Source organism: Catenibacillus scindens, from assembly GCF_014202115.1.
In the GTDB taxonomy this organism is placed as follows: domain Bacteria; phylum Bacillota; class Clostridia; order Lachnospirales; family Lachnospiraceae; genus Catenibacillus; species Catenibacillus scindens.
This window is the reverse complement of the sequence record NZ_JACHFW010000001.1, coordinates 398,744-423,918: the sequence shown is the minus strand read 5'-3', so window position 1 is coordinate 423,918 and position 25,175 is coordinate 398,744. Positions and strand designations below refer to the sequence as shown.

Sequence of the window (25,175 nt, the reverse complement as noted above, 5' to 3'; positions counted from 1 at the left end):
AGATCTTGCTGTTCGCTCCTCTGTAGCCGGTGCTAAACGTGTGCCACTGCACATAGCACCGCCAAATGGGCGTGCAAGCGTGGCCGCTTGGCTCACTGCCCGCGGGAATAAATGAATTAATGTACAAAAAAGCCGTGGATAAATTGTGGAGTATTTACAAAGTTCGTAAAAGTTGTGAAAAGAAATTGACATGTTTAAACAAGTTTGGTATGATGAGCATGTTTAAACAAGTTACGTGATTCAGGGAGGTTAGAGTATGGCTAAGTATGACAAGCAAGTGAAAGAACTGCTGGACTATATTGGCGGAAAACAAAACATTCAGGCTGTGTCCCACTGCATGACCCGTATGCGTTTTGTACTTACAGATCCGGCCAAAGCCGACGAAAAGAAAATCAACGAGATCGACTGTGTGAAGGGAACATTCACCCAGGCCGGTCAGTATCAGGTCATTATCGGCAACGATGTGGCCAACTTCTATAACGAGTTTACCAAATACGCCGGTATTGAAGGCGTGAGCAAGGACGCGGTGAAGCAGGCCGCGAAGACGAATCAGTCCGTTCTCCAACGTATTATGGGCGCTCTTGGCGAGATTTTCGCGCCTATTATCCCGGCCCTGATCTGCGGCGGTCTTGTTCTCGGTTTCAGAAATGTTATCGGTGAGATCAACTTCTTTAACAACGGGACTCAAAGCCTTGCGGATATTTCCCAGTTCTGGGCGGGTATGTATAGCTTCTTATGGCTTATTGGAGAGGCCGTTTTCCATCTGCTGCCTGTAGGTATTGTCTGGTCCATTACAAAGAAGATGGGGACTACCCAGATCCTTGGTATTATCCTTGGTCTGACCCTTGTATCCCCTCAGCTCCTCAACGGATTTAACGTGGCCACGGCCACAGAGATCCCTGTTTGGGATTTTGGATTTTTCCAAATTCAGATGATCGGTTATCAGGGACAGGTGATCACCGCCATTATGGCCGGCTTTGTCCTTGTATTCCTTGAGAAGTTTTTCAAAAAGCACTGTCCGGAAGTGGTGAGCATGATTGTCGTGCCTTTCTGCTCCCTGATTCCCGCCGTATTTATTGCCCATGCTGTTGTAGGGCCCATCGGATGGCGGATCGGCGACGCCATCGCTTTTGTTGTAAATCTTGGACTGACAAGCAACGTGCGCTGGCTGTTTGCCGCAGTCTTCGGTCTGGTTTACGCGCCGATTGTTATGACCGGTCTGCATCACATGACCAATGCCATTGACAGCCAGCTTGTCAATACCACCGGCGGAACGATTTTGTGGCCGATGATCGCTTTAAGTAATATTGCGCAGGGATCCAGTGTTCTTGCTATGTCTGTTCTTCAGAAAAGGAACGAGCGGGCACAGCAGGTCAATGTTCCCGCATGTATTTCCTGCTATCTTGGTGTTACTGAACCGGCCCTTTTCGGTGTCAACCTAAAATATAAATTCCCGTTGATCTGTGGTATGATCGGCTCGGCCATCGCGGCTATGATCTCCGTGGGAACAGGTGTGGAAGCGTTAAGTATTGGTGTGGGCGGTCTGCCTGGAATTTTGTCGATTAAACCTCAGTTTTACCTGAATTTTCTTCTTGCCATGATTGTAGCCGTTGTGGTGCCTTTTGTCCTTACATTTATCGTTGGCAAGAAGAAACTGACAGACAGCCAGAAAGGGCTTGTATCCCTGCCCTCCGGCAGCTCTGGTGGAAGCCAGCCTAATCTTGCCCAAAGCGATACACAGGCCGGATCAAAGGCAGTTACGCCGAACCGGACTGAAATTGATGAAAATGGCGCTGATGATTCTGCCGCTTCCTATGAGACAATGGTATTAAAAGCGCCTTTAACAGGAAAAGTTATTCCTATTGAAAAGATGCCCGATGAAGTATTTTCTCAGAAAATCATGGGTGACGGCGTTGGCATTGAGCCTGACGGGGACACCGTCTATGCTCCGGCGGACGCTACTGTAGGCGTAGTGATGGCAGATTCGGGACATGCCTGCGGCCTTGTCCTTAAAAATGGTTTGGAAATTCTCATCCACGTAGGCATTGATACGGTGGATATGAACGGTGACGGATTTACCCTTCATGTCAAAGAAGGTGACACTGTGCGCTGCGGCGATCCCCTCATTACCTTCTCGCCGGAAAAAATCCGGGCGGCCGGCCATACAGTAACTACAGCGGTGATTATTACCGGTGAGGGCGAGGCGAAAAATATCCGTCTATTAAGCGGTATGGATGCCAAAGCAGGACAGACCGTCATCGCCACATTTGAATGATCCGGGAGGTTTTTGCAGATGAAGGATTTCAGGAAATGTACCGTATATCAGATTTATCCAAAATCATTTTATGACAGCAACGGCGACGGCCTGGGAGACCTGGCCGGCGTCACTGCCAAGCTGGACTATATCAAGGCCCTTGGGGTGGATTATATTTGGCTGACGCCTTTCTTCGTATCCCCTCAAAAGGATAACGGCTATGATGTGGAGGATTATTACAACATTGATCCCCGCTACGGGACCATGGAAGATTTTGAGGAGCTGTCCGCCCAGGCCAAAAAGCGGGGCATCCGTCTGATGCTGGACATGGTGTTTAACCACACATCAAGCAGGAATCAGTGGTTTGCCAAAGCCATGGCCGGGGATGAGAAGTATAAAAATTACTATATTTTTAAAAAGGGAAAAGGGCCGGGGGTTCCTCCGACCAACTGGGAGAGCAAGTTCGGCGGCAGCGCCTGGGAATATCTTCCCCAGATGGATGAGTATTACCTCCACCTCTTTGACGTATCCCAGCCGGATTTAAACTGGGATAATGAGGAAGTCCGCCGGGAAGTGGCCAAAGTGGTTCGCTTCTGGATGGATAAAGGTGTCCAGGGATTCCGCTTTGACGTGATCAATCTTATCAGCAAAGGTGCCTTTGAGGACGATGACCAGGGGGATGGACGGCGATTCTACACTGACGGCCCTAAGATCCATGAGTATCTCAAGGAACTGAACGCTCTGTCCTTTGGCCAGAATGCGGATATTATTACCGTCGGGGAAATGTCCAGCACCACTATGGAAAATTGCTTTAAATATGCCGGAGCTGACAGCCATGAACTGTCCATGGTTTTTAATTTCCACCATCTGAAAGTGGACTTTATGGGCAATGAAAAATGGGTTCTCGTGCCTTTTGATTTTAAAAAGCTGAAAGATATTCTCTTTGACTGGCAGGTGAATATGTCCGATCACAACGCCTGGAACGCGGTATTCTGGTGCAATCACGATCAGCCAAGAGTTGTGTCCCGCTTTGGAGATGAGGGGATTTACTGGAAAGAATCGGCAAAAATGCTGGCCACAGTCATCCACTGTCTGAGAGGAACGCCATATATTTATCAGGGCGAGGAACTTGGGATGACCAATCCGGGATTTACGGATATTTCTCAGTACAGAGATGTGGAAAGTCTTAACCATTTCCAGATTCTTCAGGATAAAGGGTTGAATAAAAAGTGCGCTTACGATATTTTGAGCGTTCACTCCAGGGACAACAGCCGCACACCGGTTCAGTGGACCGACGAGGAGAACGGCGGATTTACCACAGGAACTCCGTGGATTGAAGTCAATAAAAATTATAAGACGATTAATGCCGCCTCTCAGGTGGATGATCCGGATTCTGTCTTTAATTATTACCGTCAGCTTGTTCAGCTTCGCAAAGATAACGACGTGATCGCCTACGGCGATGTGGTGCCGGTAGATCCTCATCATCCTAAGATATTTGCTTATGAGCGCAATTATGAAGGCCGTCAGGTTTTAGTTGTCTGCAATTTTTATAAAACGCCGGAGATTTGGGATCTGGGACGGGATCTGGCCGGCTATAAGGTGATTCTCAGCAACTATGCCTCCCATGATTTTTCCGGAACGGCGATCAAGTTAAAACCTTACGAGTCCATTATCTTTGAAAAAATATAAAAAATTATGTTCTCTTAAAATAAAATGTGCTATACTAAAGCTGTGATGTTGGAGTTAAATTAAAATTTGACCTCATGATACCACGGACCGCTCCGTGCTATCGCACTATCGCAGAACGAAAAGGAGATTGATGACCATGAAGAATTTTAAGTACACCATTACAGACGAACTTGGTATTCATGCAAGACCGGCGGGCCTCCTTGTAAAAGAAGCCGCGAAATTTTCTTCAAAGATCACCATTCAGGGCAATGGCAAGAACGCAGACCTTAAAAGACTTCTCGCTGTTATGAGCCTTGGTATTAAAAAGGGAGCAGAGATCGAAGTGACAGCGGAAGGCGATGATGAAGCCGCTGCAGTTGCCGCTCTGGAAGATTTTTTTAAATCCAATCTGTAATTTGTTAGAGACAAGCGACAAAAGGTCATGTTATTCATAGGTATCAGGAAACATTTGCTGTTTCCTGCGTAAGAAAGTGATTCAGGGACGCGCTTGAACTATTCGCGCAGAGAAGTTTGCACAGTTTAAGCGCGGGTTACAGTGAATATTGACTAAAGATTGGTATGGCGCAACAGTTCAGATGGCACAACTGTTACGGTACGGCTGGCGTAGACACGCAAAAGTGTTTACCGCCAGCTTTTTTTTGTGTATAATAAGAGCAATGCATTACTGTTCACTCTGTGAACCTATGTCAGTTAGAAGATCGTGGATGTAACCGTAATGGACAGGGAAATTGTACGGATTCTGACAGGAAAATTCCTAGTTATGTCCGTAAAACTGTATTTTGTCTCCGGATGCTTACTTTTAACTAACATTGTCTGTGAACAGTAACAGCAATGCGGAAGAAGAAAGGAACTTGCCATTATGGAACTAAAGATGGAAATGTCTCAGAATATTGTTCTGTCTCAGAAAATGATCCAGTCTACGGAGATCCTTCAAATGAGCGCTCTTGAGCTGGAAAAATACATCAAAGATCTGGCTATGGAAAATCCGGTGGTAGATCTGGAAGAACGGACGAATGAACCCGTACCTGGGGATGAGCTGACCAGAAAACTGGAGTGGCTGGATTCCAGTGATGAGCAGAACCGGGTTTATTATTCTTCAGATTATAATGAGGATGAGAAAAACCGGTGGAATTTTTCTGTGGATGAGGGCGAAGATCTGGGCGATTATCTGATGTCCCAGCTTATTGGCGCAAACTACAGCCGCAATGATATGGAACTGCTGAATTATATGGTACAGTGCCTGGATTCCAGAGGTTATTTTACGGAGGAGATATCCCAGGTGGCCCGGAGTTTTTCTGTGGATGAAGATAAGGTGCTTTCTCTCCTGTTCGTAATCCAGGGACTGGAACCTGCCGGGGTGGGGGCGAGAGATTTGAAGGAATGTCTTTTGCTCCAGATGGACCGGCTGGGAATACAGGATCATATCACACGGGCCATTGTTACAGATTATCTGGAGCTTTTGGGAAAGAATCAGCTTCATGTGATTGCCAGAAAAATGAAAGCATCTTTAGATGAAGTATCCACGGCGGCAAGGATGATAAAAACATTAAATCCAAAGCCGGGAAGTGGCTTTTCTTCAAGGGAGCATTTAAAATATATTACTCCGGACGTAGTGGTCGTCCGGCTGGGCGGTTACTATGAGATTCTTCTCAATGAATATATGTATCCCAAAATGTCTATTAACAGTTATTATTTAAAGTTGCTGAAATGTGGGGATTCCCAGGAAACCAAAGACTATATCTCGGAAAAAGTCAGCCAGGCCCACTGGATTATGAACTGTATTTCCCAGCGTAATCGGACGCTGATCAATGTGACGAAAGCAATTATCGACGTTCAGAATCTATTTTTCGCCATGGGGCCGGGAAACTTAAAGCCTATGAAGCTTGCGGATATTGCGGAGCGGCTGGATATTCATGAATCCACAGTGAGCCGGGCGGTCAGGGACAAATATATGCAGTGTTCCTGGGGGGTTTACCCATTAAATTACTTTTTCTCAAAGGGGATCGCGGCAGGCGTCCAGAAGACGGAAGTGACGCCTCAGGATGTGAAGCGGTGTATTCGCCAGGTTATCCAGAAGGAAAATAAAAAGAAGCCGTTAAGCGACCGGCTCATCGCCTTGGCCCTGGAAGATTTGGGGGTCCATATTTCCCGAAGAACGGTGGCGAAATACCGGGAGGAGGAAGGGATCAAAGATGCCAGCGGGCGGAAAGTTTTCGACTGATTCGGTGACGGACAGGCGATTGGCGAGGACAAAGCCCTTCCGTCTGCTGTGAGATGAGCGAGGTATCGCGAGAGCGGATGGGGAGATGAAATCTCCCCTATCCGATTATACATATTTTCGATTTAAAAGCCGTCAAGGCTTTTTGATCAGGAAAGAACATACGGTGCCGATGACGATGGCTACCAAAAGGACAATAAATGTACTTAAATAAGACTGGCTTGCATCATAAAGCGCACCTGCGATGGTGCCGCCAAAGGAGGCGAAGATCAGGTTCAGGTTGATGATCGGGAAGTTCACCGGGTAATGGGTCGGACCGTAAAAGCTGTTGGCAAAGGCCGAGTTGGTGGGTGTGACACCGCCGTAGGAAAGGCCGCAGCATATAAAACCTACAATGAGGATCGGCATACTGCCTGTCAGGATAGCGGCGATAACGATCAGCACTGAGATGAAGAAAGCGGCATTAATAGCAAACATGGTCTTGCCTCTGCCGAATTTGTCATACATTCCGCCGAAAATGACACGGCCGATACCGTTAAAGATCGAGATCAGCCCCACGATCGTTGCGATGTTATTGTCTGATACAGCGCTTCCGCCTTTTGCAACAACAGCGGCGTTGATTTCATTGGCAACACCGGTAGCCTGGGCAATGAGAGCCAGACCTGCGGCGCTTAAAAGAATTGCCCAGATAAAATAAAGCCAGAAAGCCGGACGTTTCAGCATAACAGACGGGCCGACATCAATCCCTTCGTCAGGGCGTTTCTTAGCGGCTTTGACAGCGCCAGCGGGAGGCTTGAAATCACTGCCCGGTTTTGCTACAAAGAAGCCGCAGATGCCGATGACAACGACAAGTATAATGCCCATGCCCATAAACGCTGTGCGCCATCCGTTGGCCAGCGAAGGAACAACGGCGGTGTAGATCTTTCCGACAAAAAAGCTTCCGAAGCCGAAGCCCATGAGAAGAATACCGGAGATCAGTCCCTGCTTGTCCGGGAACCATTTGGATACAGAACTCATAATGGCGTTGTACACAAGACCGGAAGCAAAACCGGCTAAAATGCCGTAGCCAATGTAAAGACCGGCCAGAGAAGTCGTCTGAGAGGCAATGACAAAGCCAACCACAAATAAGAGGGCAGAGATCCACACATTGACCTTGACACTGATCTTATTGGACACAATGCCTCCCACCAGCCCGCCAATACAGAACAATGTCATACAGATCGTGAATGTGAGGGATAACTGTGCCTGTGACCATGAGGTGAACTCATTGGCGATCGGCGCGGCCAGAACACTCCACGCGTAGACAAGGCCAGCCAGAAGCAGGACAATGACGCCTACAATGGCATAGACCCATCGGTTTAAGGTTTTCATAAAATATTCCACTCCCTTAATAAAATTTATTCCCGCGGGCAGTGAGCCAAGCGGACACGCCTGCATGTCCATTTGCCGAATGCCGCGAGGGTCAAATCCCCCGTTGCTTGCAGCGGGGGATTTAACTCAGTTTATTGTAACATATTTGTCCGGAAAGTGGAAGCAATTGTTTACGGCTGCCGTGAAAAGGTGCGTCCAGATCCTTATGCAAGCATAAATCTGTCCGCCCAACTCTGATGGCTGAACTGTTACGACAAAATTCTTAAAAAATTCTTGCGAATTTTATAAAAGTTTAATAAAATAGTAATAACAAGTTTTTTATTCTTGATGTTTGATGGAACAGAAGGAGGGACGGCGATGGCTCATAGATTTTTTAAATACTGTATCGGCTTGGCCGGAATAGTTGCTTTGTCGTCCTTTTTTGTGCCTGAGCAGGCCATAGCGTCCCAGCTTTTCCCGGAGGTGGTTCTGTCTTCTGAGGAGGAGGCCGGCGATGCCCTGAAAAATGATGTGGTTTGTCTGGATATTTCCCAGGGAGATATTTATATTTCCTCGGAAGGATACAGCAGAGAAGATGATGGGACACTAACTGCTTTTGAAGGCGTCTACCGGATCAGCGGAAACAGCCGCGAGGATTATGGTATTTATATTCTGGATGGCATCCACACGGTGATCCTGGATGATCTGACCATTGACCAGAGAACTCTGCGCCAGTGCTGTCCTATGATTGTGGGGGAGGATTGTGATCTGACGCTGTATCTCCACGGAGATAATGTTCTCTTTGCCGGAGCTGGATACAGCGGACTTGTGGTTCGGGATGGGGCCAGCGTAGATATCCAGGGATTTGGATTGGGGTCTATTGCCCTGATGGCTTATCCTGAGAACACGGGGGAAGGTCTTGTAGGAACCAGCGCTATTGATGTGGAAGAGGACGCATGTATTCAGTATCCTGAGACTATTGGCGATGAGGACGAAATCGACATTTATACAGGGGATAACAGGCTTAGCCCGGAAAGAGCCTGTACCTATAATGAGGAGCCTTATTTACAGATAACTTATTCTGTCAGCCACAGATGTACGGTTCTCTCGCCGGAGGCGGACTGTACCCATAGCCAGTATTGTCTGGAGTGCGGACGGGAAGTCCGCGGGAAGACGCCCCATATTATAGGCAGCGCGGCTACCTGCACCGAAGGGGCCACGTGCAGTGTGTGCGGGGAAACTGTAGGAGATGCGCTGGGTCACAGAGGTGTGTGGAAACTGGATCAGGTGAGCGGGAATGGCAGATACCGCCGGGAAGTGATGATCTGTACGGTGTGCCACGAAACGCTGTATAGAACTGTAGATACAGGAGAAAATAAATAAAGCGTGGGTTAAAGCAGGAGCATAAAGCTTTTATCCACGCTTCTTTTATGCGTTCCGAAAGATCAGGATATGACCCTGCAGAGGATAGAGGGAGAGAGGTATATGGATATCAGTATTTTTCAGGTGCTGGGGCCAGTGATGATCGGGCCATCTAGCTCACATACCGCCGGCGCCGCCCGACTTGCCAGAATATGCGCGATGATCTTTGGGGAACCTTTTTGGAAAGTTACCTTCGGACTTCATGGTTCCTTTGCCCACACTTATAAAGGTCATGGGACGGATACTGCTTTGCTGGCGGGCGTGCTGGGAATACGGGAAGATGATGAACGGCTGCCCCAGGCCAGAGAAATTGCCCAGGCGCGGGGGCTTGAATACCGCTTCTATTTAAAAGAACTGGATAATGTTCATGAAAATTCAGTGATGATCACCTTTTATGGCTGTAACGGCAATCAATGCCGTGTGGTGGGATCTTCTATCGGCGGCGGAGAGATTGAGATCTGCCGTGTCAATTCTTTCGAGACTCAGTTCCGGGCTCAGGCGCCGGCTCTGATGATCAGTCATTACGATCATAAAGGGGTGATCAGTAAGATTTCAGGGATACTTTCCGATGCTGATGTAAACATAGCCATGATGAAACTTCATCGGCGTTCCAGGGGAGATGTGGCTTTCTGTCTCATAGAGACAGACGGGCAAGTGCCCCCATCGGTAGCTGCGAATATTCAGAAACTTGAGGATGTTCTTAATGTTCGCAATATAGAAATAGCCCAATAGCAGGAGGAAATATGTATACTACAGTTTCGGAATTATGTAAACTATCGGAGACGGAAGGAAAGGCACTGTGGGAGATCGTTCTGGAGAATGAGATAAAGACAATGGAAAAAACGAGGGAGGATATTTTTGCTGGACTGAAAAGCCGGTTTGAGGTAATGGAAAATTCCGCCCATAAAGCTTTGGAGCAGCCTTTTTCCACTGTGGGAGATCTGATCCGGGGAACTGCCCTTATTCAGAACCGCTATACGGTAGAAAACGGGGGATTGTGTGGTCCCTTTATTAACAGAGCTATGGCTCTTGCCCTTTCAAGCTGTGAGATTAACGGGGCGATGGGGAAAATATGTGCGGCGCCCACAGCAGGTTCCTGCGGAATACTGCCGGCTGTCCTGATCTCTGTCAGGGACCGTCTCGGATTAGATGATCAGAAGGTCTATGAGGGAATGCTCACAGCCGCCGGGATCGGTGCCGTGGTGATGAAAAATGCCACCGTTGCCGGTGCGGAAGGTGGATGTCAGGCGGAATGCGGCGTGGCTGCGGCCATGGCTGCAGCCGCAGCAGTCCACATGAGCCAGGGAACCAGCCAGATGTGCGCTAATGCCTGTGGTTTTGCCCTGATGAATGTTATGGGGCTGGTCTGCGACCCTGTAGCCGGACTTGTTCAGCTTCCCTGTGCCCTGCGCAACGCTTCCCAGACGGTCAATGCTCTTATCAGCGCGGACATGGCTCTTAGCGGGGCTCCATGCCTTATTCCGGCAGATGAGATTATTGAGGCCATGTACCGGGTTGGAAAGGCACTGCCGGTATCGTTAAAAGAAACAGGGGAGGGAGGACTGGCGGCTACGCCTACAGGCCAGGCTATCCGGAAAAAGATCTTTGGAAAATTATAAATTGAGCATATGAGACAAAGGGAAAAATGGGGAGCAATCCATGTCTCATGAGCATTTGTCGGGCAACTCATCATATAAAGACAGGTACAGAACCCCGTTGCTTGCAGCGGGGTTCTGTACCTGTCTTTATTTATTCTGATTCCTGGGTGTCGGGATCAAAGCCGTTCTCAATCATAATGTCTTTAAGTTCGTTGGCATAGCGCTGATCCATATGAACCACAAAAGCGTCGGGATCAATGGGAACACCCCGTTCGTGCATCCTGCGGACGCTCCATATGTATATAATATCAAGAGCCGGAATCAGCTCTTCACCAATGGGAGTGAGAACATATTCAACCTTCAGTGGCATGACCTGATACTGTATCCTGCGGACAAGGCCATCCCGTTCCAGTTCTTTAAGCTGCTGGCTGAGAACTTTTTCACTGATAGGCAGTGTCTTTTTTGTCTCATTAAAACGGATTCTTCCATAAGTATATATATGGTGAAGGATCGTGGTCTTCCACTTCCCTGAAATACAGCGCATACCATATAAATAAGGGTTGACGTATTCCATTCTCTGACCTCCAATTTTAAAAATTTCTTCTATAATTATATAATAAAACCGAAAATGAGTAAATAAGACCTCAATGGAATTTGTGAAAAAAATAGCAGTAACTAAACGGTAACCACCTAACTTCATTGTAATTATTGCATAAAATCTGACGGTGTTATATAATAAAAACACGGTATGCGTAGATGTTAATTTTCTCACAAAAGCTGTATGTCATGATAAATACTTATTTTGGGGTTAAAATCCTGCGAAAATTGTGCAGATTGCTACCAATTCTTAAATAAGTATAAAAACTGTAAAAATTATGTGATAAAAAGACACTGAAAAGCGTTTTGGAGTCACAAAATATTAAAAAGAAAAGGGGTAATTCAAATGGTTAAAAGAACACTTGAAGATGCAACTGTTTACAATGCAGCCGGTCATCATGGATGCACCTGCATGCGTTACCACGGAAAAGATGAGACAGGAGCTGCGAAATTCTGGGTTGGCCAGAGCGTGTTCTTACCTGGCGGCGGCGCTGAATATGCTTATGAGGATAATCCACTGGAAAAAGTATATTATGTGCTTGAAGGTGAGATGACTGTTACAGACAAAGACGGAAATGAATATGTGATCCATAAAGATGAATCCATTTCTTTCCCTCCCAATGAAGGACGTTATCTTGAAAATAAGAGCCGTAAACCTGCAAGAATGCTCGTAATCATTAATTATCCGGATTGATAGAGATTTTCAATTGAAATTTGTGAGGAGGACGTATCGAAATGGTTCCAGTAAAAAAAGAATTTGTGAATAATATGTTTTCTGTAGAAGGCAAAGTTGCCCTGGTTACAGGCGCTACAGGAGCTCTTGGCAAAGTTTTGTCTAAAGCTTACGGCTATGCCGGAGCAAAAGTTATGATGACTGGCCGCAACGAGGCTAAATTAAAAGCTCTCGAAGAGGAATTTAAAGCGGAAAACATTGACTGCGCGTACTATGTAGCTGATCCCGCACAGGAAGACCAGGTTGCTGATCTGATCAAAGCGACTGTTGAAAAATATGGCGAGATCAATATCCTCGCTATCTGCCATGGCTACAACAAACCTCAGAACATTCTTGATCAGTCTGTTGCTGACTGGCAGTACATTATGGACGCTGATTGCAAGTCCGTATACATCGTATGCAAATATGTTGCTCAGCAGATGGTTGACCAGGGCAAGGGCGGTAAGATGGTTGTTGTTACATCTCAGCGTTCCAAACGTGGTATGGCCGGATATACAGGCTACTGTACATCCAAGGGCGGCGCGGATCTTATGGTTTCCAGTATGGCCTGCGATCTCACAGCAAAATACGGCATCAATGTAAACTCTATCTGCCCGACAGTATTCCGCAGTGAGCTGACAGAGTGGATGTTCGATCCTGAATCAGAAGTTTACAAGAACTTCCTGAAACGTGAGCCTATTGGCCGTCTGGCAGAGCCGGAAGATTTCGTGGGATTCGCTTTATTCCTTTCCTCCGACGCTTCCAATTTTATGACTGGCGGCAACTACGACTGCAGCGGCGGTTATCTGACCTGCTAATTGTCAGGAGTTTAAGGAGAAAAGATCATGAAGGATATTAAGAACTTCTTAATCTGCGGCGGCGGCATGATGGGCAGCGCTATTGCCCAGGTACTTGCCGGTATTGAAGGCTCTCAGATCACAGTTTATGATGTATATCCTGTGGATATTGAGGCTAAGATCCGCGGCAATATGAAGCTTCTCGTTGAGAAAGGCATTGTCACTGAGGCGGATGTGGACAATGTAGTTTCCAAGATCCGTTTTACACAGGACTTAAATGATGAGGGCGTAAAGTGCGCGCAGATGGTTGTAGAGTGTGTACTTGAGGAGATGGAGTTAAAACAGAATCTTTTCGCTCAATTGGAAGATTATGTTTCCGATGACACTATCTTCTGTACAAACACATCGGTGATGAGTCCCACAGAGATTTCCGCAAAGTGTAAACATAAAGAACGTCTCTGCGGCACCCATTTCTGGAATCCGGCATTCCTTATCCCGCTTGTGGAAGTTGTGAAAACTCCGGACACAACAGATGAGGTTGCGGACACAGTGATGGATATCCTCACAAGAGCCGGAAAAAAGCCGGTGCTGTGCAAAAAGGACGTTCCCGGCTTTATCGCCAACCGTATGCAGCACGCTCTGTGGCGTGAAGCAATTTCCATTGTGGAGAGAGGCATTGCTGATGCAAAGACTGTGGATGACGCGTGCAAGTACAGTTTCGGCCTGCGCCTTCCGTACCTGCCGCCTCTGGTCAATTCCGATATGGTAGGCACACAGCTTACATACAACATTCACAGCTACGTTTTAAAAGATCTTGAGGATCGCCACGACGCATCTCCCCTGTTAAAGGAGATGCTTGACGAAGGCAAGAACGGTTTCAGAGCCGAGGCTAAAGATGGCGTTCATGAAGGTTTTATGAAGTATACCGATGAAGAGATCGCTCAGATTAATTCCGGTTTAAACGAGTATCTGATCAAGATGCTCTATGGCAAGTAAATCACCCCGCAGCAAGCTGATGGGGCATGGAAATAGTTAGCGCGGCGTTCGCCAAGTGGACGCGCGGGCGCGTCCGCTTGGCTCACTTCCCGCGGAGATAAAAAAAGAATTTTAAATTACGGAGGTAATTCAAACAATGGGCAAGAAAGTATTTGTAGACTTAACACATCCATTCAGCGCAGAAATCCCACGTTGGCCATATTTTGACAAGCCAGTGATCGACAGCAAGCACACAATGGCTAAAGGCGGCGTTTTAACTCAGTATATCGGCTGCACAATGCACACAGGTACACACTGCGACGCGCCCCGTCACGTTATGGAGATCGAGTTTGACGGCAAGAGAGCCCGCTATACTCATGAGATGCCGGTGGACGCCTATACGGGCGACGCTGTTTGCCTTGATATCCAGATCGAGCGCTGGGGCCTGATCACAGGAAAACATTTGGATGACGCCTGCCGCCGCGCCGGCATTGATCCGGATTCCGGTGAACTGGAAGGCATGGTACTTTGCCTTGATACAGGTATGCATCTGAAATTTGACGATTCCAAGGAATATTATCATTACTCCTGCGGTACAGGCGTTGAAGCCGGCCAGTGGTTTGTTGATCACAAAGTAAAATGCGTGGCAATGGATATGCAGGCACTTGACCATCCTCTTCACACAGCTATGGGCAACAACGGTATGACAAGAATGAACCTTCTGGGAGCTTCAGGCAGACCGATTACAGAAGAGTACAAAGAACTGTTCGGAGAGGAAGCTTACGCTGAGTTTGATAAAGAAGAGTACATCCGCATCCACGGCAAGGAAGCATATGACAAGAAGTTCGGCGCTCTTGAAGCTATTGGATGCTGGGGAACATGGGAACCCTGCCATAAGACAATGCTTGGACATGGCATTGTAGGTGTTGAGAACCTTGGCGGTGACCTCGAAAAAGTTAAAGGAAAACGTTTCAGATTCTACTGCTTCCCATTAAGATGGTACATGGGCGACGGCTCTATGGCCCGCTGCGTTGCAGAAATCGACGAAGATGATCTGAACGATGTTCCGGACAGAACATATCTGTACTGCGGTACAGGCGTTCAGAGCAGATAATTACCGTTGCTGTTCGCTGGCTTGCCAGTGAACAACAGCGAATGGTCTGCCCCCTGAACATTTCGGATATAATTGTCGTGGAATATTCAGTCATAAACTGATATAATGAAATCCAGGCGAAGCCTTTTGCTTCGTCTGGATTTAGTTGGTAGAGGAGAGGAAAAAATGGCTAAGAAGAAAACAATTATTACAGCTGCCGTGACAGGCGCATGGCCTAAAAAAGAAAATAATCCCAATGTACCTATGACACCGTCAGAAATTGCCGATGATGTATATGCTTGTTGGAAAGCCGGCGCTGCTATCGCCCATCTTCATATGAGAGATGATGAAGGTAACGGTACAATGAGTACAGAAAAATTTACAGAGACATGGGATCTAATCCATAGCCGTTATCCGGACTGCGATATTATCTTAAACCTGACCACATCTGGTGACATTAATGCCAATGATGAAATCCGTGTGGCTCATGTGAAGAAATTAAAACCGGAGATGGCTTCCTATGACTGCGGAACTATGAATTGGCTGAATAGCAGTATTTTCGTAAATTCCCCTAAATTCCTTGAGGACTGCGGTTTGTTATTCCAGGAATTAGGCGTAAAGCCTGAGATCGAGGCGTTTGATCCGGGTATGATCGCCAATGCCGCTTATTATCTGAAGAAAGGTGTTTTAAAGGCACCCCTTCACTTCCAGTTCTGTATGGGCTGCGCTAACGGTATCCCAGGTTCTGTGAAGAATCTTTTATTCATGAAAGAAACTATGGAGCAGCTTTGCCCAGGTTCCACATGGTCCTGCTTCGGCGTTGGACACAGCGCGATGGAGATCCTTTACGCCGCTGTGGCTTTGGGCGGACATATCCGTGTGGGTATGGAAGACAATGTTATGTATGCTAAAGGCGTATTGGCAGACAGCAATGCTCAGTTTGTAGAGAGAGCTGCCCGCGTGATCAGAGAGTATGGCAACGATGTGGCTACACCTGCTGAGGCTCGGGAGATCCTTGGTCTGAGAGGCTGATGAGGTTCGTATATGTCCTGGGGAGCTTTATATTTTTATTATAAATGTCCGGAGTGCGGCAAACTGTTTAAGTATGCCATTGATCTGATCCCTGAATTTGGGGATGATTTCGGAAAATGCCCGGACTGCCATGTGATGGGTACCTTTATCAAGGAAGGCGCCCGCACAAAGGACGATCTTTTATACGAAGAGGTTGAATAACCATTCAGTCTGCATCTGGATCACGGCGGACGAGTATAAAAAGAATCCTGCAATGCAGGATTCTTTTTATACTATGAAATTTTATGTCTTAAAAAAAGTATAATATTCAAGTTTCATCTGCAAAACTTGTTCTCACCTGATAAACTGGATTTGACAATATCTTAACAGTCTGTTTTTTGACGGTTTTAGGAAAAATGATTAATTTCCAGGGGAAATCTGCCGATTATTTTACAGGATGGATATTTACTTATGAAGGTGAATATTGTAGAATAAGGTGTAGAGTAAATCCCAGAAAGAGAGGAAGTTAAAAAAATGTCAAATGTCTTATATGAAGTCGAAGGCAATGTTGGTATCCTTACCATCAGCCGTGAGAAAGCATTAAACGCTCTCAACTCAGAAGTCCTTGAGGATCTGAACGCGGCGCTGGACGCTGTAAATCTTGACGAGATCCGCTGTCTTATTCTTACAGGCGCCGGACAGAAATCTTTCGTGGCCGGAGCGGATATTGCCGAGATGAGTACACTGACAAAAGCAGAAGGCGAAGCCTTTGGTAAAAAAGGCAATGATTTGTTCAGAAAGATAGAAACATTCCCGATTCCTGTCATCGCGGCAGTAAATGGCTTTGCTCTCGGCGGCGGCTGCGAGATCGCTATGAGTTGTGATATCCGCATCTGCTCAGACAATGCCCAGTTTGGTCAGCCTGAAGTTGGCCTTGGCATTACTCCGGGATTCGGCGGAACACAGAGACTTGCCCGTCTTGTATCTCCCGGCATGGCAAAGCAGTTGATCTACACTGCAAGAAATATTAAGGCGGACGAAGCATACCGTATCGGCCTTGTGAACGCTGTCTACACTCAGGAAGAACTGATGCCTGCGGCCCAGAAGATGGCAGCAACTATTGCCAAAAACGCGCCTATCGCTGTGCGTCACTGCAAACAGGCGATTAACGAAGGGCTTCAGACAGATATGGATCAGGCTATCGTTATTGAGGAGAAACTTTTCGGCGACTGCTTTGAGACCCACGATCAGGTGGAAGGTATGAGCGCGTTCCTTGAAAAACGTAAAGAGAAAAATTTCATTAATAAATAATGAGTAACTTATTTATAACAGTTCAGATGAACACCAATCCAGTGATGGGATTGGAGGGACTGGACTGACCCATTTACTTTGAACACATAAAATTTCAGGAGGTATCGCTATGATTAGCAAAGTATTTATTGTTGGCGCCGGACAGATGGGGCTGGATATCGGACAGGTTATGGCAAAAGCCGGAAAGAAAGTAACATTCAGAGATATGACCGATGAGATCCTGGCAAAATCCATGGCCAAGTTAAATAAGGGCCTGGACAAACAGGTAGCCAAGGGTAAGATGGATGAAGATACAAAGGCAGCCATTCTGGCTAATATCTCCACAACAACAGAGCTTGCTCCGGCGGCTGACGCTGATTTGGTACTGGAAGCTATTGTTGAAAATGTTGAGATTAAGAAGACTCTGTTTAAAGAACTGGACGGCATCTGCAAACCAGAGTGTATTTTCGCTACAAATACATCTTCCATCTCTATCACACAGATCGCCGCTGCTACAAATAGAGCGGACAAGTTTATCGGTATGCATTTCTTCAATCCGGCTACAGTGATGAAGCTGGTTGAGGTTATCCGCGGACTTCACACATCTGATGAGACTTTCAAGACTGTTTACGATCTTTCCGCTGAGATCGGAAAAGATCCTATTGAAGTTAAAGAAGGACCGGGCTTTGTTGTCAACAGAATCCTGATCCCGATGATTAATGAAGCTATCATGGTTCTTGAAGAAGGACTGGCTTCCGCAGAAGATATTGATAAAGCTATGAAACTGGGCTGCAACCATCCGATGGGACCGCTGGCGTTAGCTGACCTGATTGGTCTTGATACATGCTTACATATCATGGATGTATTCTACGCAGAAACATGTGATTCCAAATACAGAGCTGCCCGCCTGTTAAGACAGATGGTTCGCGGCGGGAAACTTGGCCGTAAAACCGGCGTAGGATTTTTCGATTATACAAAATAATATATTCCGGACGGCCTTGGCCGTACCGTGAAAATAGTGCTGTGCCACAAGACGCAGGCAATTTAACGACAGCCACAGGGAAAGCCATACCCTATGGCTGTCTGTGTGCCTGACGGTTGGTGGACACGGGGTAGTCCGCCAGTTTTGGGGCAGCATCATTAAATATTTAATATGGAGGAAGATTAAATGGATTTCGCATTAGATAAGAAACATGAGATGGCCAGAAATCTTTTCAAGGATTTTGCCGAAAACGAAGTGAAGCCTCTGGCTCAGGAAGTTGACGAAACTGAAACTTTCCCAAGAGAAACCGTTGATAAAATGGCTAAATACGGTTTCCTCGGAATCCCTGTTCCAAAGGAATACGGCGGACAGGGCTGTGATCCCCTCACCTATGTAATGTGTGTTGAGGAACTTTCCAAAGTCTGCGGTACAACAGGTGTTATTGTATCCGCCCACACATCCCTGTGCATTGATCCGATTCTTACATACGGTACAGAAGAGCAGAAACAAAAATACCTTCCGAAACTTGCTTCCGGCGAATGGCTGGGCGCTTTCGGACTTACAGAGCCCGGAGCCGGTACAGACGCCCAGGGCCAGCAGACAAAGGCAGTGCTTGATGGCGACGAGTGGGTATTAAATGGCTCCAAGTGCTTCATCACCAACGGTAAAGAAGCCAACGTTTATATTATCATCGCCGTAACAGGTACAGTAGAGAAGAGAGGCAGAAAACAGAAAGAAATTTCCTCCTTTATCGTTGAGAAGGGTACTCCCGGATTTACATTTGGAACAAAAGAGAAGAAGATGGGTATCCGCGGCTCCTCTACATATGAGCTGATCTTCCAGGATTGCCGTATCCCTAAAGATAATTTACTTGGACCTAAGGGCAAAGGCTTTAATATTGCCATGCATACACTGGATGGCGGCCGTATTGGTATTGCCGCTCAGGCTCTCGGCCTTGCGGAGGGCGCTCTTGAAGCGACTGTTTCCTATGTGAAAGAGAGAAAACAGTTTGGCCGCACTATTGCTCAGTTCCAGAATACACAGTTCCAGCTGGCGGACATGGCTACAAAGGTTGAAGCTGCTAAAAACCTTGTATACAGAGCCGCTATGGCTAAAGCTACTCAGAAGTCCTACAGTGTTGAAGCCGCTATGGCTAAACTGTATGCTGCTGAGGTTGCTATGGAAGTGACAACAAAGGCTGTTCAGCTCCACGGCGGTTATGGTTACATCAGAGAGTATGATGTAGAACGTATGATGAGAGATGCAAAGATTACAGAAATCTACGAGGGAACATCCGAGGTTCAGCGTATGGTTATTTCTGGAAGCTTATTGAAATAGGAGGTACGGATCGTGAAGATAATTGTTTGTTTAAAACAGGTACCAGATACAAAAGGCGGGGTACAGTTTAATCCCGATGGTACACTTAACAGAGCAGCAATGCTCACTATTATGAACCCGGATGATAAAGCCGGACTTGAGGCCGCTCTTCGCATTAAAGAGCAGTATGGCGCTGATGTTACTGTACTGACCATGGGTCTTCCAAAAGCTGATGAGATGCTCCGCGAAGCTCTGGCTATGGGCGCGGATCACGCCATCCTTGTGACAGACCGCCTTCTTGCAGGCGCTGATACATGGGCTACATCCAGCACAGTTGCCGCTGCTATTAAGAAACTGGACTATGATCTGATCATCACAGGACGTCAGGCCATCGACGGTGACACAGCCCAGGTTGGTCCTCAGATCTCCGAGCATCTGGACATCCCTGTCATCTCCTACGCTCAGGACATTAAGATTGAGGGAGATTCTGTGATCGTACAGCGTCAGTATGAGGACAGATATCATGTTGTAAAGGCTAAAATGCCTTGCCTGATCACAGCCCTTTCCGAATTAAATGAGCCCCGTTATATGACACCAGGCGGAATTTTCGACGCTTTTGAGAAAGAAGTGACTGTATGGACCCGCGCGGATCTGACAGACCTTGATGACGCTAATATTGGTCTTAAAGGTTCTCCTACAAAGATCGCCAAGGCTTCCGATAAAGTCCGCAAAGGCGCTGGTGAAACTGTAAATCTTGACCCGGATGAAGCTGTGGCTTATCTTATGGGCAAATTAGACGAGAAACATCTCATTTGATGAAAAGGAAAAGTGGTGAATACGATGAATTTAGAAGAATATAAAGGTGTATTTATCTACGCTCAGCAGGTAGATAATGAATTATCCGGAATTTCATTTGAATTACTTGGCAAAGCTAAAGATCTTGCTGCTGATTTAAACACAAATGTTACAGCCGTTCTGATCGGTTCTGATGTTAAAAATCTCTGCGACGCACTGGCTGAATATGGCGCTGACAGAGTCATCGTTGTTGACGATCCTGAATTAAAAGTATACAGAACAGAGCCTTATACACATGCCCTTGCTTCTGTGATCAATGAGTTCAAGCCTGAGATCATGCTGGTGGGCGCTACAGCTATCGGCCGTGACTTAGGTCCGAGAGTGTCTGCCCGTGTGGCTACAGGTCTGACAGCAGACTGTACAAAACTTGAGATCGGTGATTTCCCATTAAATCCGGGGCCAAATCAGAAACACAACCAGCTTCTCATGACACGTCCTGCTTTCGGCGGCAACACCATCGCTACCATCGCCTGCCCGGACAACCGTCCTCAGATGGCTACTGTACGTCCTGGCGTTATGCAGCGTATCACTCCGGTTAAAGGCGCGAAAGCCGAGATTGTTGAGTTTAACCCTGGCTTTACGCCAAATAAAAATTATGTGGAAATCCTTGATGTTGTTAAATCCGTGACAGACACTGTGGATATTATGGACGCTAAGATTCTTGTATCCGGCGGCCGCGGTGTTGGCAGCCCGGAAAACTTCAAGATCCTTGAAGATCTTGCCAAAGCCATCGGCGGCGAAGTGAGCTGCTCCCGTGCCGTTGTTGATAATGGCTGGATGCCAAAAGACCTTCAGGTTGGCCAGACAGGTAAGACTGTTCGTCCCCAGATTTACTTTGCCATCGGTATCTCCGGAGCCATTCAGCATGTTGCCGGTATGGAAGAATCTGACGTGATCATCGCCATCAACAAAGACGAGACAGCACCTATTTTTGAAGTTGCTGACTACGGCCTTGTTGGCGATCTCAATAAGATCGTTCCAAAGCTTACAGAAGCTATCAAAGAGTATAAAGCTAATAAAAACGCTCAGTAAGAGTTCAAGATCCGCTCACGGATCTTGGCGCGGGAATATATGAATATATCGGCTTGGGTCGATATATTCCTGCGGGCTATGAGCCAAGGGGATGTGTTCGCGCGTCCATGAGCCGGGTTGCGGAAAGATTTTACAGCAAAAGCCTTGACGGCAGAGTTTGTCGTCAGGGCTTTTTGCTGTAGTGTCAGGAACTGTCCATGAGGTGAGCAGTACCAGTTAGATGTTTTCGGCTGCCCGTGAATAGTAGCCAGATGTATTCTTAGCTGTAAAAGTTGAGAATAAAATATTTCTTTTAAAGTCTCTCCATGATATAATCTTTGGTAGGATTATAAAATCTGCTGCCGCTGGGGAGCGGCACTATTGCTTATAAAACCAGATTGGAGGAGATATTATGCCAGAAACAGTAATAAAGGTGGCCGAACATTTTTGGCGGATAGAGGAGAGCGGCGTTCGCATGTTTCTGTTTGAGGGAAAAGAGCGGGCTATGCTTGTGGACACAGGTTTTGGGACCCTGCCCCTGAAAGAGATCGTGTCCGGCCTTACACCGCTGCCGGTGTTTGTTGTCAATACCCATACCGACGGAGATCATACGGCCTGCAATAATGATTTTGATACCCTCTATATGCATCCCTCAGAGATGGATTATTATGTCTGGCATGGCAGAAAGGCCGGGGAGAGAGAACCAAAACTTATGCCTCTTTGGGAGGGGGATGTTATCGACCTTGATTACTGGAAATTTGAGGTGCTCTTAACGCCCGGACATACGCCGGGAAGTATTATGCTCCTTGAGCGGGAAAAACGGATGCTGGTCAGCGGGGATACTATACAAAACGGGGAGATCTATATGTTCGGCCAGGGCCGCAACCTGCCTGCCCTTATGGTGACATTGGAGAAATTGGATCGGATGAAAGATGATTTCGATGTGATCTGGCCATCTCACAGCGATTGTCCCCTGACGCCGGATATTATCCCTGGATTGATCAGGGGGGCACAGGCGCTGGCGGCAGGTGAGCTGACTGCACAGGCGCCGGATAGAGATATGCCCTGCCAAAAATACCGCTGTGACGTGGCGGCATTTCTCTACAATGACGGAAAATAGACGGCAGTTTGACAGGACAGGAGGTATGATATGAGCCGGTATAAATATATTTTATTTGATCTGGACGGTACGCTGACGGATCCCTTTGAGGGGATTACCAAGAGCGTTCAATATGCCCTTAACGCTTTTGACATTAAGGATGAACCTTTGGAAAAGTTAAAAAAGTTTATCGGGCCTCCGCTGAAAGAGTCGTTTATGGAATTTTACGGCTTCGACAGTGATAAGGCAAAGAAGGCGGTGGAAAAATACAGGGAGAGGTTTTCGGAAAAAGGTATTTTTGAAAACAGCCTTTATCCCGGCATTGACGGGATGCTCGCTCATTTAAAAGAGGCTGGCTGTGTTTTGGCCATCGCTTCGTCAAAACCGGAGGTTTTTGTAAAGCGTATTGTAGATCATTTTAATATAGAGAAATATTTTGATCAGATTACCGGCAGCTTCCTGGATGGACGGAGAACGAAAAAAAGCGAAGTGGTTCAGGCTGCGCTGGAGGCGCTTCATGTTGAGGACAAAGATACGGCGATCATGGTAGGTGACCGTTTCCATGATGTGGAGGGTGCCAGGGAAGTGGGGCTTTCCTGCATTGGAGTGAGTTTCGGCTATGGTGGACGGGAGGAACTATCCAAAGCCAAGGCAGCAGCTATCGCAGATTCTGTGGATGAGCTGGAGCATATGCTTCTGGCAGATCCCCAAAAAGAGCTGGAGCCGCTGATGCGCCTATTTCGCCATGTATGGCGCATCCACGGGATTGCCCTGGACAATGTGACGTCCAGCAGAGGGATATACAAAAGCCAGATGAAAATGCTGGGCTACATTTTCCATCATGAGGGGGTATCCCAGAGAGAACTGGCCACGCAGCTTCAGATTTCCGCTCCGTCCATTGCCGTTACCGCGAAAAAACTGGAGAAAATGGGGTATATCCGCAGACATATGGATGAAAAAGACAACCGGATGAATGTTTTAAATACAACGGCCGAGGGAAGAGCCCTTCTCGGACAGACATGGAAAGCCTTCAGCCAGGTGGATGTGCGTATGTTTAACGGATTTTCTCCGGGGGAGATCGAGCAGCTCCGCATGTTTTATGAGCGGATTGCCAAAAACCTGGAAGAAAATATGGATTTGTAACAGCTCAGCCATGTGGGGAACGGCGGGATGATTTATGCTTGCATAAGACTCATCCCGCCGTCCCCCACATGAACGGAGCGCCAGAACATGAGCAAAGGAGCGGCGGCCGCCGCGGGGCAGCGCGTAAGCGCGGCTTTGCGAATGGCGCGGGCTGAGCTGTTACGTAACAGCTCAGCTATCGGGAATGGGCGGGATGATTTATGCTTGCATAAGGCTCATCCCGCCGTCCCCCACATGAACGGAGCGCCAGAACATGAGCAAACAGATGCGAAAAAAGTGTATTTTATGGTTTACATTTCCTGTGTTTTGGAATAAAATAGGACTGTATGTGACAATGTCCGCCTGTTGATTTTTGGCAGACTGTTCACAGATCAGGTACGTTTACAAAACATTTAAGGAGCTGAGTTTATGGTAAAAGCGATCGTTGGCGCAAACTGGGGAGATGAAGGAAAAGGTAAGATTACAGATATGCTGGCCGAAGAGTCCGATATTATTGTAAGATTCCAGGGCGGAAGCAATGCGGGTCATACGATTATCAACGATTATGGTAAATTTGCCCTTCACCTTCTGCCATCCGGTGTTTTCTATAGCCACACAACAAGCGTTATTGGAAATGGAGTAGCGCTGAATATCCCTTATTTATTTAAAGAGGTAAATGATCTTGTGTCCAGAGGCGTTCCAAAGCCAAGGATACTGGTGTCTGACCGGGCGCAGATCCTTATGCCTTATCATATTTTATTTGACCAGTATGAGGAGGAGAGACTGGGCGGTAAATCTTTCGGCTCCACAAAATCCGGCATTGCGCCTTTTTATTCAGATAAGTACGCAAAGATTGGATTCCAGGTCAGCGAATTGTTCGGCGAGGAATCTGATCTGAGAGATAAAGTCAACAGCGTAATCGAGATGAAGAATGTTCTCATTGAGCATTTATATCACAAAGAGCCTTTAGATCCGGATGAGATCTTTAAGACCCTGCTGGAGTACAGAGAGATGGTGCGCCCTTATGTGTGCGATACATCTAAATTCCTTCATGATGCAATTAAGGATGGAAAGAAGATTCTCCTTGAGGGGCAGCTCGGATCTCTGAAAGATCCTGATTTCGGTATTTACCCAATGGTAACGTCTTCATCCACACTGGCTTCCTACGGCGCCATCGGTGCGGGGATTCCATGCTATGAGATTAAAGATGTGGTGACTGTTGTCAAGGCTTATTCCAGCGCTGTAGGCGCAGGAGAGTTTGTGTCAGAGATCTTCGGTGATGAGGCAGATGAGCTTCGCCGCAGAGGCGGTGACGGCGGTGAATTTGGCGCCACAACAGGACGTCCCAGACGTATGGGATGGTTTGATGCTGTAGCTACACGGTACGGCTGCCGCATGCAGGGCGCTACGGAAGTGGCTCTTACTGTTCTCGATGTTTTAGGTTATCTGGATACACTGCCAGTGTGTGTCGGCTATGAGATTGACGGTCAGGTGACAAAGGATTTCCCGACAACCCACCTGTTAAAGAAAGCGAAACCTGTTTATGAATATCTGCCGGGCTGGAAGGAAGAAATCCGCGGCATTAAAGAATATGATAAACTTCCGGAAAACTGCCGGAAATATATTGAATTTATTGAGAAGGAGATCGGCGTGCCTATCACCATGGTTTCCAATGGACCGGAGCGCCATGAGATCATCCGCAGAAAATCTGAACTTCAGAAATAAAAGTTTTAAAAACTCCCGGCGGGCTGCCGGGAGTTTTTTTTGAGGAAATCTGAGAAAG

General features: G+C 47.1%; 23 protein-coding genes. 21 read left to right on the top strand and 2 right to left on the bottom strand.

All coding sequences use genetic code 11. The annotated features are described in order from the left end of the window. Positions 1-256: 256 nt before the first annotated feature. The 4 genes from treP to rpoN all read left to right on the top strand — a co-directional run bounded on the left by treP (position 257) and on the right by rpoN (position 6,164). Positions 257-2,275: a PTS system trehalose-specific EIIBC component gene (gene treP, locus HNP82_RS01755; protein ID WP_183770793.1), complete on the top strand. Its 2,019-nt coding sequence runs from the start codon at positions 257-259 to the stop codon at positions 2,273-2,275. Between the two features lie 18 nt (positions 2,276-2,293). Further along, positions 2,294-3,943 (top strand): alpha,alpha-phosphotrehalase, encoded by a 1,650-nt coding sequence (treC, locus tag HNP82_RS01750; protein ID WP_183770791.1) that lies wholly within the window; start codon positions 2,294-2,296, stop codon positions 3,941-3,943. Between the two features lie 136 nt (positions 3,944-4,079). After that, positions 4,080-4,337: an HPr family phosphocarrier protein gene (locus HNP82_RS01745; protein ID WP_183770789.1), complete on the top strand. Its 258-nt coding sequence runs from the start codon at positions 4,080-4,082 to the stop codon at positions 4,335-4,337. Between the two features lie 465 nt (positions 4,338-4,802). Further along, a complete protein-coding gene (gene rpoN, locus HNP82_RS01740; RefSeq protein WP_183770787.1) occupies positions 4,803-6,164 on the top strand; it encodes an RNA polymerase factor sigma-54 in 1,362 nt (453 codons plus the stop codon). A gap of 132 nt (positions 6,165-6,296) precedes the next feature. Here rpoN and HNP82_RS01735 read toward each other — a convergent pair whose 3' ends face one another. Continuing rightward, entirely contained in the window at positions 6,297-7,532 is a 1,236-nt protein-coding gene (locus HNP82_RS01735; protein WP_183770786.1) for an MFS transporter, read from the bottom strand. A gap of 357 nt (positions 7,533-7,889) precedes the next feature. On the opposite strand from HNP82_RS01735, the gene HNP82_RS01730 reads away from it, so the two are divergent. The 3 genes from HNP82_RS01730 to sdaAA all read left to right on the top strand — a co-directional run bounded on the left by HNP82_RS01730 (position 7,890) and on the right by sdaAA (position 10,552). Then, positions 7,890-8,894 carry a hypothetical protein gene (locus tag HNP82_RS01730; protein ID WP_183770783.1) on the top strand — a complete coding sequence of 335 codons (1,005 nt, stop codon included), beginning with the start codon at positions 7,890-7,892 and terminating at the stop codon, positions 8,892-8,894. Positions 8,895-8,996: 102 nt separating this feature from the next. Continuing rightward, positions 8,997-9,665: an L-serine ammonia-lyase, iron-sulfur-dependent subunit beta gene (gene sdaAB / locus HNP82_RS01725; RefSeq protein WP_183770781.1), complete on the top strand. Its 669-nt coding sequence runs from the start codon at positions 8,997-8,999 to the stop codon at positions 9,663-9,665. A gap of 11 nt (positions 9,666-9,676) precedes the next feature. Beyond that, complete coding sequence (gene sdaAA, locus HNP82_RS01720) at positions 9,677-10,552, top strand: L-serine ammonia-lyase, iron-sulfur-dependent, subunit alpha (protein WP_183770779.1); 876 nt, start codon at positions 9,677-9,679, stop codon at positions 10,550-10,552. A 130-nt stretch (positions 10,553-10,682) separates the two neighbouring features. Here sdaAA and HNP82_RS01715 read toward each other — a convergent pair whose 3' ends face one another. Further along, a complete protein-coding gene (locus tag HNP82_RS01715; protein WP_183770776.1) occupies positions 10,683-11,105 on the bottom strand; it encodes a winged helix-turn-helix transcriptional regulator in 423 nt (140 codons plus the stop codon). Positions 11,106-11,474: 369 nt separating this feature from the next. Between HNP82_RS01715 and HNP82_RS01710 the strand changes: the two genes are divergently transcribed. The 14 genes from HNP82_RS01710 (at position 11,475) to HNP82_RS01645 (ending at position 25,117) form a co-directional block, all read left to right on the top strand. Then, positions 11,475-11,822: a cupin domain-containing protein gene (locus HNP82_RS01710; protein WP_183770774.1), complete on the top strand. Its 348-nt coding sequence runs from the start codon at positions 11,475-11,477 to the stop codon at positions 11,820-11,822. Positions 11,823-11,863: 41 nt separating this feature from the next. Next, the gene (locus tag HNP82_RS01705) at positions 11,864-12,658 is read left to right on the top strand and encodes an SDR family NAD(P)-dependent oxidoreductase (protein ID WP_183770772.1); all 795 of its coding nucleotides are present in this window, start codon (positions 11,864-11,866) and stop codon (positions 12,656-12,658) included. A 27-nt stretch (positions 12,659-12,685) separates the two neighbouring features. Then, complete coding sequence (locus HNP82_RS01700) at positions 12,686-13,633, top strand: 3-hydroxyacyl-CoA dehydrogenase family protein (RefSeq protein ID WP_183770769.1); 948 nt, start codon at positions 12,686-12,688, stop codon at positions 13,631-13,633. Positions 13,634-13,769: 136 nt separating this feature from the next. Beyond that, a complete protein-coding gene (locus tag HNP82_RS01695; RefSeq protein WP_183770767.1) occupies positions 13,770-14,726 on the top strand; it encodes a cyclase family protein in 957 nt (318 codons plus the stop codon). Positions 14,727-14,891: 165 nt separating this feature from the next. Further along, positions 14,892-15,737 carry a BKACE family enzyme gene (locus tag HNP82_RS01690; protein ID WP_183770765.1) on the top strand — a complete coding sequence of 282 codons (846 nt, stop codon included), beginning with the start codon at positions 14,892-14,894 and terminating at the stop codon, positions 15,735-15,737. A 12-nt stretch (positions 15,738-15,749) separates the two neighbouring features. After that, positions 15,750-15,938, top strand: a complete 189-nt coding sequence (locus HNP82_RS01685) for an excinuclease ATPase subunit (protein ID WP_183770763.1) — start codon at positions 15,750-15,752, stop codon at positions 15,936-15,938. 312 nt (positions 15,939-16,250) lie between these two features. Next, positions 16,251-17,027, top strand: coding sequence for an enoyl-CoA hydratase-related protein (locus tag HNP82_RS01680; protein WP_183770761.1), 777 nt, complete (start codon positions 16,251-16,253; stop codon positions 17,025-17,027). Positions 17,028-17,136: 109 nt separating this feature from the next. Further along, complete coding sequence (locus tag HNP82_RS01675) at positions 17,137-17,988, top strand: 3-hydroxybutyryl-CoA dehydrogenase (protein ID WP_207720520.1); 852 nt, start codon at positions 17,137-17,139, stop codon at positions 17,986-17,988. Positions 17,989-18,174: 186 nt separating this feature from the next. Then, the gene (locus HNP82_RS01670; RefSeq protein ID WP_183770759.1) at positions 18,175-19,326 is read left to right on the top strand and encodes an acyl-CoA dehydrogenase; all 1,152 of its coding nucleotides are present in this window, start codon (positions 18,175-18,177) and stop codon (positions 19,324-19,326) included. Positions 19,327-19,338: 12 nt separating this feature from the next. Further along, positions 19,339-20,121: an electron transfer flavoprotein subunit beta/FixA family protein gene (locus HNP82_RS01665; protein WP_183770757.1), complete on the top strand. Its 783-nt coding sequence runs from the start codon at positions 19,339-19,341 to the stop codon at positions 20,119-20,121. Between the two features lie 24 nt (positions 20,122-20,145). Further along, positions 20,146-21,192 (top strand): electron transfer flavoprotein subunit alpha/FixB family protein, encoded by a 1,047-nt coding sequence (locus HNP82_RS01660; RefSeq protein ID WP_183770755.1) that lies wholly within the window; start codon positions 20,146-20,148, stop codon positions 21,190-21,192. A gap of 391 nt (positions 21,193-21,583) precedes the next feature. After that, positions 21,584-22,291, top strand: coding sequence for an MBL fold metallo-hydrolase (locus tag HNP82_RS01655; RefSeq protein ID WP_183770753.1), 708 nt, complete (start codon positions 21,584-21,586; stop codon positions 22,289-22,291). 30 nt (positions 22,292-22,321) lie between these two features. Further along, complete coding sequence (locus HNP82_RS18320; protein WP_183770751.1) at positions 22,322-23,413, top strand: HAD hydrolase-like protein; 1,092 nt, start codon at positions 22,322-22,324, stop codon at positions 23,411-23,413. 408 nt (positions 23,414-23,821) lie between these two features. Then, positions 23,822-25,117, top strand: coding sequence for an adenylosuccinate synthase (locus tag HNP82_RS01645; RefSeq protein ID WP_183770749.1), 1,296 nt, complete (start codon positions 23,822-23,824; stop codon positions 25,115-25,117). The last annotated feature ends 58 nt before the right edge of the window (positions 25,118-25,175 follow it).

Bases quoted from the DNA above. Each gene is read 5' to 3' on its own strand.
- treC (WP_183770791.1), top strand. From the start codon at position 2,294: ATGAAGGATTTCAGGAAATGTACCGTATATCAGATTTATCCAAAATCA.
- HNP82_RS01695 (WP_183770767.1), top strand. From the start codon at position 13,770: ATGGGCAAGAAAGTATTTGTAGACTTAACACATCCATTCAGCGCAGAA.
- sdaAA (WP_183770779.1), top strand. From the start codon at position 9,677: ATGTATACTACAGTTTCGGAATTATGTAAACTATCGGAGACGGAAGGA.
- HNP82_RS01715 (WP_183770776.1), bottom strand. From the start codon at position 11,105: ATGGAATACGTCAACCCTTATTTATATGGTATGCGCTGTATTTCAGGG.
- HNP82_RS18320 (WP_183770751.1), top strand. From the start codon at position 22,322: ATGAGCCGGTATAAATATATTTTATTTGATCTGGACGGTACGCTGACG.
- HNP82_RS01710 (WP_183770774.1), top strand. From the start codon at position 11,475: ATGGTTAAAAGAACACTTGAAGATGCAACTGTTTACAATGCAGCCGGT.
- HNP82_RS01705 (WP_183770772.1), top strand. From the start codon at position 11,864: ATGGTTCCAGTAAAAAAAGAATTTGTGAATAATATGTTTTCTGTAGAA.
- HNP82_RS01670 (WP_183770759.1), top strand. From the start codon at position 18,175: ATGGATTTCGCATTAGATAAGAAACATGAGATGGCCAGAAATCTTTTC.
- HNP82_RS01685 (WP_183770763.1), top strand. From the start codon at position 15,750: ATGTCCTGGGGAGCTTTATATTTTTATTATAAATGTCCGGAGTGCGGC.
- treP (WP_183770793.1), top strand. From the start codon at position 257: ATGGCTAAGTATGACAAGCAAGTGAAAGAACTGCTGGACTATATTGGC.
- HNP82_RS01745 (WP_183770789.1), top strand. From the start codon at position 4,080: ATGAAGAATTTTAAGTACACCATTACAGACGAACTTGGTATTCATGCA.
- HNP82_RS01690 (WP_183770765.1), top strand. From the start codon at position 14,892: ATGGCTAAGAAGAAAACAATTATTACAGCTGCCGTGACAGGCGCATGG.
- HNP82_RS01730 (WP_183770783.1), top strand. From the start codon at position 7,890: ATGGCTCATAGATTTTTTAAATACTGTATCGGCTTGGCCGGAATAGTT.
- sdaAB (WP_183770781.1), top strand. From the start codon at position 8,997: ATGGATATCAGTATTTTTCAGGTGCTGGGGCCAGTGATGATCGGGCCA.
- HNP82_RS01680 (WP_183770761.1), top strand. From the start codon at position 16,251: ATGTCAAATGTCTTATATGAAGTCGAAGGCAATGTTGGTATCCTTACC.
- HNP82_RS01645 (WP_183770749.1), top strand. From the start codon at position 23,822: ATGGTAAAAGCGATCGTTGGCGCAAACTGGGGAGATGAAGGAAAAGGT.
- HNP82_RS01660 (WP_183770755.1), top strand. From the start codon at position 20,146: ATGAATTTAGAAGAATATAAAGGTGTATTTATCTACGCTCAGCAGGTA.
- rpoN (WP_183770787.1), top strand. From the start codon at position 4,803: ATGGAACTAAAGATGGAAATGTCTCAGAATATTGTTCTGTCTCAGAAA.
- HNP82_RS01655 (WP_183770753.1), top strand. From the start codon at position 21,584: ATGCCAGAAACAGTAATAAAGGTGGCCGAACATTTTTGGCGGATAGAG.
- HNP82_RS01675 (WP_207720520.1), top strand. From the start codon at position 17,137: ATGATTAGCAAAGTATTTATTGTTGGCGCCGGACAGATGGGGCTGGAT.
- HNP82_RS01735 (WP_183770786.1), bottom strand. From the start codon at position 7,532: ATGAAAACCTTAAACCGATGGGTCTATGCCATTGTAGGCGTCATTGTC.
- HNP82_RS01700 (WP_183770769.1), top strand. From the start codon at position 12,686: ATGAAGGATATTAAGAACTTCTTAATCTGCGGCGGCGGCATGATGGGC.